The following is a 9,714-nucleotide window of genomic DNA, read 5'->3' as shown; positions in this document are numbered from 1 at the left end:
AGGCCGTGCTTGAGTTCCCGGTAGTCGTGCTCGATGCGCCAGCGGATCTTCGCCAGGCGGACCAGCTCCGGGATCGGGGTGTCGTCGGGCAGGTCGGACAGCCAGAAGCGGGGCGGCTTGTCCTCGCCGTCGGGCCATTCGGCCAGCAACCACACCTCGGGCAGGACGCCGTCCCACCGGCCGTGCTCGGCCACCGCGGCTGCCTGAGCCAGCCGACGCGGACGCACACCAGCCGGCCGGACCTGCACCGCAAGGAAGCGGGAGGTCATCGGGGAGCGGGAGCCTTCCCGCCAGGTCACCTCCGCGAAGGCCTCCCGTCCTGCGGCCGCGGCCAGTTCCGCCACCGGCGCCGGCGGCCGGCGGTAGCGGGGCACCGGCCGCCGGCCGTTGCCGGACCAGGCCGGGGCGGCGGGCACCGCGTCATGCGGCTGGACGGTCAGATCGCCGCGGATGCCGACCACATAACGGATCTCCCGCTCGGCCAGCGATGGCCGGAAGTCCGCGTTCTGGCCGTAGCCGGCGTCCGCCACCACGAGCGGCGGCACCAGCTGCCAGGTGGCCAGTTCGTCCAGGGCGTCCAGTGCCAGACGCCACTTCTCCCGGTGTCCGACGTCCTTGGGGACGCCGGTCCGCCTTCGCCGGACGCCGTCATCCGCCCACTGCGGTGGCAGGAACAGCCGCCAGTTCAGCGGGCACGACGCCGTGTCGGAGACCGCGTGGACACTGACCGCGACCTGGCAGTTGGCCTGCTTGCCCAGCGCACCGCAGTACTGGGGAGCCACACCGACCGACATCCTGCCGTCCTTGGGGAACGACACGTCATCGACCGCCCAGGCGTCCGCGCCGACCTGCGGCACCATCCGCTCAGCGATCCGCCGACGCACCGGCACCGCATCCCACGTGGACTGGTTTACGAACTGCTGCGGCGCGAAGGGGCACCGCTTCTACGACTGGGCACAGGTCGCCATCAACTCTGGCGATGTGCCGGGCCATCAGCACCTGCTGATCCGCCGCAACCGGAGCACCGGCGAACTGGCCTACTACCGCTGCTACTCGCCCCGCCCGGTCCCGCTGTCCACGCTGGTCGCGGTCGCAGGAAGCCGCTGGACGGTGGAGGAAATGTTCCAGAGCTCAAAGACGCTCGCGGGGCTGGACGAGCACCAGGTCCGCCGCTGGAACTCCTGGCACCGCTGGATCACCCTGGCCCTCCTCCCCCACGCATTCCTCGCCGTCACCACCGCCCTCGAACGCCGCGACCAAACACCAATCGACGATGGGAGCAGCCCCGACTCACTGATTCCGCTCACCTGCAACGAGATCCAGCGCCTCTTCGCTGCCCTGCTCGTTCGGCCCGCCTGCGGCGCGGCTCACCGACTGCGCTGGTCCACCTGGCGACGACGCCACCAAGCCCGGGCCCGCCACAGCCACTACCGCCGCCAGGCCGCCCTCCACCGTGATCACGGATGGGAAGGTCAGGCCCGGGACGCTCCGAGGAACCGCAGCACGGCCAGGACGCGGCGGTGGTCCGCGTCGACCACGGGCAGGTCAAGCTTGGCGAAGATGTTGTTGATGTGCTTCGCCACGGCGCTCTCGCTGACCACCAGCGCCTGCGCGATGCCGGCATTGGAGCGCCCCTCGGCCATCAGGCCGAGCACCTCCCGTTCGCGGGGGGTCAGCCGCGCGAGCGGGTCGCTGTCGCGCCGCAGCAGCAACTGGGCGACGACCTGCGGGTCCAGGGCCGTGCCCCCGTCCGCCACGCGCCGGACCGCCGCCACGAAGTCTGCGACATCGGCAACCCGCTGCTTGAGCAGGTAGCCCACACCGCTGGTGTTCGCAGACAGCAGGTCAGCCGCGTACCGCTCCTCCACGTACTGCGAAAGCAGCACCACCGGCGTCCCCGGCCAGCGCCGACGGATCTCCATCGCCGCCCGCACCCCCTCGTCGGTGAAGCCGGGCGGCATCCGGACGTCGATCAAGGCAAGTTCGGGCCGGTGCTCCGCCACTGCCGCCAACAGCCCCTCCGCGTCGTCGGCTTCCGCGGCGACCTGGAACCCGCCCATCTCCAGCACCTTGATCAGACCGACCCGCAACAACACCGAATCCTCGGCGATCACCGCGCGCACGGCAGCTCCGCGGTGATGGTGGTGGGCCCGCCAACGGGGCTGCTGACGTGGAAGGCCCCGTCGAGGGAGCCGACCCGCTTGGCCAGCCCGGTCAGCCCCGTGCCGGCGGCGGCGTCGGCACCGCCCAGCCCGTCGTCGGTAACGCGCACTCGCAGCACCTCGCCGACCTGACGGACTATCACCTCTGCACGCGTCGCGTTGGCGTGCTTCGTCGCATTGGTCAGCGCCTCAGAGATCACGAAGTACGCGACTGACTCCACGTTGGGCGCCACCCGCTCCTCCAGATTGACCCGCAGCCGCACCGGCAGGGGCGTGCGGGCAGCCAGCCCGGACAACGCCGCGTCCAGACCTCGGTCTTCGAGCACGGCCGGGTGCAGCCCCCGCACCAGGTCATTGAGTTCGGCGATCGCCTCCTTCGCCTCCAGGTGCGCTCTCGCGATCTCCTCGCGGGCATCACTCGGCAGGTCCGGGCGGCTGGCAATGGCCAGACCCAGGTTGACCGCGAGAGACACCAACCGCTGCTGGGTGCCGTCGTGCAGGTCGCGCTCGATCCGGCGGCGCTCCGCGTCGACGGCCTCGATCAAGTCGGTCCGGCTCACGGCCAGCTGATCGACCCGCTCCTGGAGCCGCTGCGCCCGGCTGGGCCCGAGCAGGCCCAACGCCAGCCGCGCCTCGGCCCGGGCTACTGCCCGCGCGGTCCAGGGCAGGGTGCACAGGAGGAGGAGTCCAGCGGCTGTGTAAGCCGGCAGCTGGGTCAGGTTACCGAACCAGTCCTGGCGGATTCCGGTTGGCAGCGCCCATGCCCAGGCGTAGGCGATGACGCCCGCCAGGCCCGCCGCTGCCACCGCGAGCACCAGCAGCTCCAGCAGCGCGAGCAGCGGGCCCAGCAGGAGGTGGTAGCCGATCTTGCGCCAAGGCCGCGTCGCCGCGAGCCACCGGGCGGTCGAGGCCCACGTCCATTGTTGCGGCGTGGTGGGGGTGAGCCGGGGGACGTCCACACCGATGAGCACCCGGTAGCGAGACCGCTGAACGGCCGTCAGCACCGGGGTGCCGAGCAGGACCAGTGCGGCCGACATGGAAACCGTAAGGAGCCAGTTCCCCGTCCTGGCGGTAGTCGTCGCCGCCCAGGACCACACGGGCACCAGCGCCAGGTGCGGCAGCACACCAGCGGCAAGAAAGCCGGTGTCCCGCTGCGCCCGGAGGACCGTGCGCCTCAGTCCAGTTGGAATCGTCATGGCACGACGCTAGGGCACCGCAGGAGGAGGGACTGGACGGTCACTGGTGTAATTCCCGAGCTGGAAGAGTACTTCCGGATTGTTCGGCGAGGGGCCGTCCAGCAGCGGACTGTGGATCCCCTTCAGCGTCCGGTCGAAGAACGCAGTCACGTACTCACGCGTGATCACGATTCCACGTTCGGGGTCGAGGGGCGGCGTCGGGAACCCGGCCTCCTCCTCGAGCAGGTCCACGTCGGTGAAGCTGGGGTGGTTGGCGCCGGTGACCGCCAGCCACTTCTTGTAGCCGCCGAGGGCGGCCCAGGCCTGCCCCCAGTTGTCGCCACCGCCGGCCGAGTGGTAGGCGGCCGCACCCAGCATGAGGAACGGCCGGTTGATCTGGCCGGGCATCGGGGCCGGGCTGAACGTGCCGTCCATGTTCACCCCGGCCAGCACTCGCGGGTCGGCGATCATCGTGGCGGCGGCCGCCGCTCCGCCGATGGAGTGTCCGGCCATGCCGATCTCGTGCTTGTCGATGAGGTGTGCCAGGGGCCACTCGGTATTGCCATGCGTCAACTGGTCGATCACGAAGGACACGTCCAGCGCGCGGCTGGCGGTGACCGTGTCCATGCCGAGGTTCGGGTCATCGCAGATCGCGCACGGCGGCGTCTGGCCGTTCGCCAGCGTCTCGCCGCTGTCCTCGTAGGTGTGGCCGACGAGCGCGACGACGTAGCCGTGACTGGCCAGGTCGGTCGCGAGCGAGGTGAGCACCATGCGCGGGTCCCCGAACCCGGGTGAGAGGACCACCAGCGGGTACTTGCCGCGCTGCGGTCGCGCGCCGTCAAAGGCGTGAGTGGTGACGCTGGAAAGGTTCTGTGGGGTGACGCCGGAGCTCGCCGGTATCTTCCCGTGCTGGATGTGTCCGGCTGCCTCGGCGAGGGTCATATAAGGGGCCGGAGTCCCGGTCCCGGGGACGGCCGGGTAGACCATCGTGACGGTCAGTTGGCGGGGGCCGGATGACGGCACCCACGGGTCGGGACGGCTCGCGTCGGTGAGGTGGATGACGTCCTCGCCGGCGGCATAGGGGCCGGTCGGCGCAGGGAGCGTGCCTTGGAAGGACCGCGGTGGCGTGGTGGCCGTGGCCGGTGCAGTGTCTAACGCGTGCTTGGCCACCGGCGTGGCCGACGGTCTGGTCGTGGCGGCGAACCCGGCGCCGGTTCCGGTGACGAGGGCGGCGAGCGCCAGCACCGCGACAGCGCTGATACGGCGATTGCGTTTCATGGGATCGACGCTAGGGCCCCGCAGGAGGACGGTGCCATGAAACCTGTACCCGATCTCATGGTGAACCTAGTACCAGCTGTAGATCTTGATCTTAGGCTGTGGGCGGACAGCATCTCGGGTCGGTAGGTCGGCTTCTGCTGGCCGCTGGCAGGTAGACCGGGCCCGGTGGAACAGGCACTATGCCCCGGTGAGCATCGTCATCAAGTTCTTCCTGGCACCGGACGCCGAAGCTGCCGCTGCTGTCGCGGAGGGTGGTCCCGACGGGGTCTTCGAGTCCCTGACCTTCGGCAACTTCGATGTCGAGGAGGCTCTGATCGAGTGGGAGGGCATCTTCACCGGTCGGAGCTTTGAGGAAGTCCTTGACGACGATGTTCCCGAGACTGTTGTCGACCCGAACGACGGCGAGGGTCCGCTCGTCCTCGCCGTCTCCGGCACCCTTCGAGATGCCCTGTGCGCTGCCGTCGAGCACCGGCTCGCTGAAGTCAGCCGGCTGTGGGTGGCCGAGCGGGCGGCAGACGGCGAGGTCTTCGACCCCGAGATCGCCGTGTGGATCCTGAGCGGCTTGGCCGACCTGGCCCGTGCCGTCCGCGACGGAGACGAGAACCTGTACTGCTGGGTGGCGTAGAAAGCGCACGGCCACCGTTGATCATCGTCGGTTGTGTGGACAGACGCAGATCAGCGGGTTCTCACACCGGTCTCCGCTGCGCAGCAGGACCGCCTCACGTGCGGCCCGGTCGCGTACCCGGCGCTCTCCCGAGACGGACAAACGGTCTCCGTCTCGCCCAGTCTCCTCCCGCAGCTCGGCCTGCCGTCGCAATTCCCTATACCGTGCTTGCCTCGACGCCGTTCTCACGCGGAACCTCCTGCGCGCGAATGGCTCCGCAGGCAAAATCCCGCCACCAGGTGCCGCGGGATCGGCCGCCGCACTGAGCACTTGGCCAACCTTCAGCAGTCCCCGTGTCCGGCTCTGGCCATCCATGACGATGAGGACTCGTGAACTGGACTCCCCACGAACCATCTCCGCGACGACCAGGCCTACTTCGACTGTCTTGCCCACACCGATCGAATCGCTCAGCAGCATTTTCCGGTCCATGCCAAATCGTCCGAGGGCACTTCGGGAGTCTCCGGCGCCGAAGGCCGGGCGCTGTCTCTGGCCCGTCAGACAGTCAGGCAACAGCCGTCCCTCTGGACCACCACTTCCCCCCACCAGACCTCTCCCTCCTGTTTCCGCCCTCGTGTACGGCACCCTGCCATGCACCTCCGACAATGGAACCGGCGTGGCGGGAGACGGCTGTCGTCAGGCGGGTTCTTGGAGCGGTGTGGGCCGGCCGATTGAGACACATGCGAGCCTCCCGGGTCCGGGACGGTTGGCCGCTCATTCAGGTCCGCTCCAGTGCGCCGGTCGGATCGAGAGTGTCGAGGATGTCTCGGGCGAGCGTGACGATGTTGCAGGTCTGGCCGATAAGTGGGTCAAACGTCGCGTCAGCTGGGTGGGCGCCGTGCTGGGCGATCTCACGGAGAGTGGCGTCGAGTTGGTGGTCGATGTGCCCGCTGCGTTCGAGCAAGCGAATGGCAATTCCCCGGTCGAAGCCATTGAGCTGGGGCACGAGAATTCGGAGTTCTGCGGCCAATGAAGGAGCCGTGCGCAGTCGGGCCGTCAGCGGCTGGTGGATGACTTCCGCAGGAAGGTCGTTCAGTCGAACGGTCCGCACGATGGCCCGGGCGTGTTCAAGTAGTTCCCGCGGGGTCCGAGCCGCGGCGACGCCGAGCTCAGACCACTGCGAGAACGTGTGCCAGGGGCCGTCGTCTGGGCGCTGCGTTGCGGCCAGGAGGTCGCGGATAAGGGGGTGATCGGGCCTGAGCCGGGCGATGGCGGCCGCGGTCCCGTACGGCAGCCACGCGTGAGCCGGGCCGAAGTGACTGACTTCTTCGGCTTGGCCGTCGATGATACTCTCTAGCCAGGCGGAGGTGTCCGGATCGGAGGCGAAGTCCTCGGTGAGGATGTGCAGGGCCATCCAGGCGGGGTAAAAGCCGCCGATGGCACCTACTTCCCCGGTACTCAGGGCAGGCAGAACGGCTTCGCGCAGTTGCTCGACGGAGGCGTTCGTGCGGGAGAGGAAGCTGAGCCCGGGGGCGCTGCTCCTCATTTCCGGGTGCTGGTCAAGGAGTGCGGTCAGGTCGGGGTGAGTGTCGGGGTAGTCGTGGGCGACCGCGAGTACCTCGGAGAGAAATTCCTGTCCCGACGTGCCGAAGGGGCCTACACGCGTGAGGAAGTCGGGGCCGAGCACGTCTTTGATGTCGTTCCAGTGCTTGCAGACGAATCTGAAGAAAATAGGCCGGTTGGCGACCGGGTAATGGGATGTAGTTGAACAGCAGGCCGGCGGTGTCGAAGTCTGGGCGTTCCGGTGAGAGGAGGTACAGGAAGTATCGGCGTGCCTCGGGACGGTGTGTGTAGCCCTTGAGCGGGCCACGATGCCCGGCGTCGAGACCGGCACGTACGGCGCGGTGGAGGACCTGGCGCGCAACCGCGTCAACCTGATCAAGGTGGTCACGCACTGGCCGGACATGCTGAAGGGTGCCGGGTCCCTGGTCACCAACCAGGTCCGTGCCTACGACCTGTTGCGCATGTTCGGACGCGAGGGGCGCCCGACTCCGCTGGGTGCGGCGTTCGCGGAGTACGGGCGGATCGCGAAAACCGAGCACCTGCTGCGGGTGGTCGACCCGGTGGACGACACCTACCGTCGGCAGATGAACCGCCAGCTCACCGTGCAGGAATCCCGTCACAAGCTGGCCCGGGACGTGTGCCACGGCAAGCGCGGCACCATCCACCAGGCGTACCGGGACGGGATGGAGGACCAGCTCGGCGCGCTCGGCTTGGTCCTCAACGCCATCGTGCTCTGGACGACGAAGTACATCGACGCCGCCGTCGCCCAGCTCCAAGCCGAGGGCCACGAGATCCGGGAAGAGGACATCGCCCGGCTCTCCCCGCTCAAGCACCGCAACCTGAACCTGCTCGGCCGCTACAGCTTCGCCGCCAGCGTCCCGGCCGCCGGTGCCCTGTGTCCGCTGCGCGACCCGGATGGGCACGAGCTGGATGAGGACGAAGAGGGCGAGGAGTGAGCACGAGGGTGCTGCTCAACGGTTACGCGGTGCCCTCGATCTCGGCCCGCAGCCGGGGCGGCGAAGCCACAGCGCCGGACGTGCTCCCAGCGTTGCCGCACACGGCACCAAGAAACATCCGTTGAGTTTGTCTTCGAACGGCCGTGCCGGTCAGCTCAGCAGGGCAGCCGTGAACGTCTTGCGGTGGTCCACCAGCCAGGTCTGCACGCGATCCCAGCGCTCCCATCCACCACGCTCGGCCAACGCCTGGAGATAGATAGGGTCTCCGCTGGCTACGCGGCGGGCGACGAAGGCCCGGCAGACCTCCGTGGCCTGCTCGATGACGCCAGGCAACTCGGCGCGGCCCTCCGCCGAGAGGCCGTAGCCGTCGGCAAGAATCCGCAGCCGTGCGGCCGTCTCCAGCCCGGGGGGATGGAGAGCAGACGCGGACTCGGGATCAAGCATGGGCACCCAATAACGGGCGGTCATGGCGATGTCCCAGAGGACACGGCCCGGGGCCGCCAGGTCGAAATCGATCAGGGCCGCAGCACGACCGTCGCGGAAGACGACGTTCTCCGGGCACACATCGTTGTGGCACAGCATCGTTCCCCCCTCCGGGTCGGCCAGGTCCCGCGGCCACTCGGCACGGGTGTCGACCGCGACGGCCGCGCTGGTCTCATGCAAACGCCGCAGCAGGCTCCCCACCGATTCGAGGGCAGAACTCCTCATCGCCCAGTCCGGGAACGGCGGCAGAGCCACGTCGCCAGGGAGGAAGGTCAGCTGCTCACGGCCATCCGCTGTGAGACCGACAGGGGCCGGCGCCGCGTCGAAGCCGTGCTCCTTCAGCGCAAGGAGATAGGCATGCAGGGCGCGTGCGTTGCGCGGTGCCGGTCGCTCCACCAACTCCCCCCGGCGGAAGACCGCCCCCACGTTCACCATCCCGCCGACCAGCGCCTCGTCTTCAGCCGTCATGAGGAGCACGCTATCGGCAGATCGATCCCGCGCGGGGCGGCCTGCGCACGACGTGGATCAACGTATGACGGAACGCGCGACGCGGAATCCCACGTCGTCGACCTGGAAAGTCGGGTGGCTGCGGCGCCGCGCGGAGGCCCGGCAACTCCAGTGCTCATCGAACCAACCACCGCCACGGAGCACCCGGTAGGCGCCATAGACCTCGGCGTCGTAGACGTCCCAGCACCAGTCCCAGACGTTGCCGAGCATGTCGTAAAGCCCCCACGGGTTGGGGCATTTGCCGCCCACCTCGTGGATGCGCTCGTGCGAGTTTCCGCGGTACCAGCCGATCTCGTCGAGCTCCCCGTAGCGCGGCCCGGTCGTCCCGGCACGGCAGGCGTGCTCCCACTCGGCTTCGGTCGGCAGTCGATACCCGTCGGTGGACGCGTCCCACTCGATGACTTCAGCCTCGGCACGGATGTGGTACGCGGGCGTGAGGCCGGCCCACTGGGACAGGGCGTTGCAGAACCGCGTCGCGTCCCACCAGGAGACGCACTCGACGGGCAACTGGTCCCCAGGGGTGGTACCGGGCCGCTGGCCTGTGATCTGTGCGTACAACGCCTGGGTGACCGGGGATGCCGCGAGCTGGTAGGGCGCAAGTTCGACCGACCAACTACGCTGTGTCCGCCGGTCCGACAGCGTCACCTGCCCCGGCGGGATGGCGATCATCTCGTTCCCCGTCATCACGTCCATGATCAGGAGATCCTAACGAGACCTGTCAGTGCGAAACGACAGAGCCGAACGGTTGTCCTTGGCTGACACGAATCTGCAAGTCGTCCTTCACTGACACGGACAGCCATCGATCATCCTTCAGTGGCAATCGATCAACGTTCACTGGCACAGGTCAATCTCCCCAGGCTGATCGCCGGCCAGCTTGCGCCTGTCGGCAAACGATGGCGAGCTCAAGCGGTCAGCGCATCACTGCTGTTCAGGAGGTCAGCGTAGACCTCTGCCGGAGTGCGGTAGCCGTGGGTCTTGCGCGGACGGTG

The 9,714-nt window shown here is 68.6% G+C and carries 7 protein-coding genes and 3 pseudogenes; 3 read left to right on the top strand and 7 right to left on the bottom strand.

Annotated elements, in window-relative coordinates:
• A pseudogene (locus tag ACZ5NH_RS44665) lies at positions 1 to 923 on the bottom strand (IS701 family transposase); the annotation flags it as partial.
• Position 924: 1 nt separating this feature from the next.
• Here ACZ5NH_RS44665 and ACZ5NH_RS44660 point away from each other — a divergent pair.
• A pseudogene (locus ACZ5NH_RS44660) lies at positions 925 to 1,446 on the top strand (IS701 family transposase); the annotation flags it as partial.
• 26 nt (positions 1,447 to 1,472) lie between these two features.
• Here ACZ5NH_RS44660 and ACZ5NH_RS44655 read toward each other — a convergent pair.
• From ACZ5NH_RS44655 to ACZ5NH_RS44645, 3 genes are read right to left on the bottom strand one after another with little or no spacing between them, the layout of a single operon-like run.
• Positions 1,473 to 2,123, bottom strand: a complete 651-nt coding sequence (locus tag ACZ5NH_RS44655) for a response regulator (RefSeq protein ID WP_468784126.1) — start codon at positions 2,121 to 2,123, stop codon at positions 1,473 to 1,475.
• The gene (locus tag ACZ5NH_RS44650; protein WP_468784124.1) at positions 2,111 to 3,358 is read right to left on the bottom strand and encodes a sensor histidine kinase; all 1,248 of its coding nucleotides are present in this window, start codon (positions 3,356 to 3,358) and stop codon (positions 2,111 to 2,113) included. The genes ACZ5NH_RS44655 and ACZ5NH_RS44650 overlap by 13 nt, the downstream gene beginning before the upstream one ends.
• A 9-nt stretch (positions 3,359 to 3,367) precedes the next feature.
• Entirely contained in the window at positions 3,368 to 4,615 is a 1,248-nt protein-coding gene (locus ACZ5NH_RS44645) for an alpha/beta hydrolase family protein (RefSeq protein ID WP_468784122.1), read from the bottom strand.
• Positions 4,616 to 4,802: 187 nt separating this feature from the next.
• Here ACZ5NH_RS44645 and ACZ5NH_RS44640 point away from each other — a divergent pair, with 187 nt between their 5' ends.
• On the top strand, positions 4,803 to 5,240 hold the full coding sequence (locus ACZ5NH_RS44640) for a hypothetical protein (protein ID WP_468784120.1): 438 nt from the start codon (positions 4,803 to 4,805) through the stop codon (positions 5,238 to 5,240).
• Positions 5,241 to 5,994: 754 nt separating this feature from the next.
• Here the strand turns inward: ACZ5NH_RS44640 and ACZ5NH_RS44635 are convergent.
• Positions 5,995 to 6,903: a hypothetical protein gene (locus tag ACZ5NH_RS44635; RefSeq protein ID WP_468784118.1), complete on the bottom strand. Its 909-nt coding sequence runs from the start codon at positions 6,901 to 6,903 to the stop codon at positions 5,995 to 5,997.
• A 169-nt stretch (positions 6,904 to 7,072) separates the two neighbouring features.
• On the opposite strand from ACZ5NH_RS44635, the pseudogene ACZ5NH_RS44630 reads away from it, so the two are divergent.
• A pseudogene (locus tag ACZ5NH_RS44630) lies at positions 7,073 to 7,735 on the top strand (Tn3 family transposase); the annotation flags it as partial.
• Between the two features lie 150 nt (positions 7,736 to 7,885).
• Here the strand turns inward: ACZ5NH_RS44630 and ACZ5NH_RS44625 are convergent.
• Together ACZ5NH_RS44625 and ACZ5NH_RS44620 are read right to left on the bottom strand one after the other, a co-directional pair.
• The gene (locus ACZ5NH_RS44625; RefSeq protein WP_468784116.1) at positions 7,886 to 8,686 is read right to left on the bottom strand and encodes an aminoglycoside phosphotransferase family protein; all 801 of its coding nucleotides are present in this window, start codon (positions 8,684 to 8,686) and stop codon (positions 7,886 to 7,888) included.
• 57 nt (positions 8,687 to 8,743) lie between these two features.
• Positions 8,744 to 9,418: a formylglycine-generating enzyme family protein gene (locus tag ACZ5NH_RS44620; protein ID WP_468784114.1), complete on the bottom strand. Its 675-nt coding sequence runs from the start codon at positions 9,416 to 9,418 to the stop codon at positions 8,744 to 8,746.
• Positions 9,419 to 9,714 lie beyond the last annotated feature (296 nt).

The sequence above is a fragment of the Streptomyces sp. NPDC031426 genome (genome assembly GCF_055581585.1).
The sequence above is the reverse complement of the archived record's forward strand: the minus strand, read 5'-3'. Positions and strand labels throughout refer to the sequence as shown.

Excerpts from the sequence above, each read along its gene's own strand:
- ACZ5NH_RS44650 (WP_468784124.1), bottom strand. The coding sequence starts at position 3,358 with ATGACGATTCCAACTGGACTGAGGCGCACGGTCCTCCGGGCGCAGCGG.
- ACZ5NH_RS44645 (WP_468784122.1), bottom strand. The coding sequence starts at position 4,615 with ATGAAACGCAATCGCCGTATCAGCGCTGTCGCGGTGCTGGCGCTCGCC.
- ACZ5NH_RS44625 (WP_468784116.1), bottom strand. The coding sequence starts at position 8,686 with ATGACGGCTGAAGACGAGGCGCTGGTCGGCGGGATGGTGAACGTGGGG.
- ACZ5NH_RS44620 (WP_468784114.1), bottom strand. The coding sequence starts at position 9,418 with ATGGACGTGATGACGGGGAACGAGATGATCGCCATCCCGCCGGGGCAG.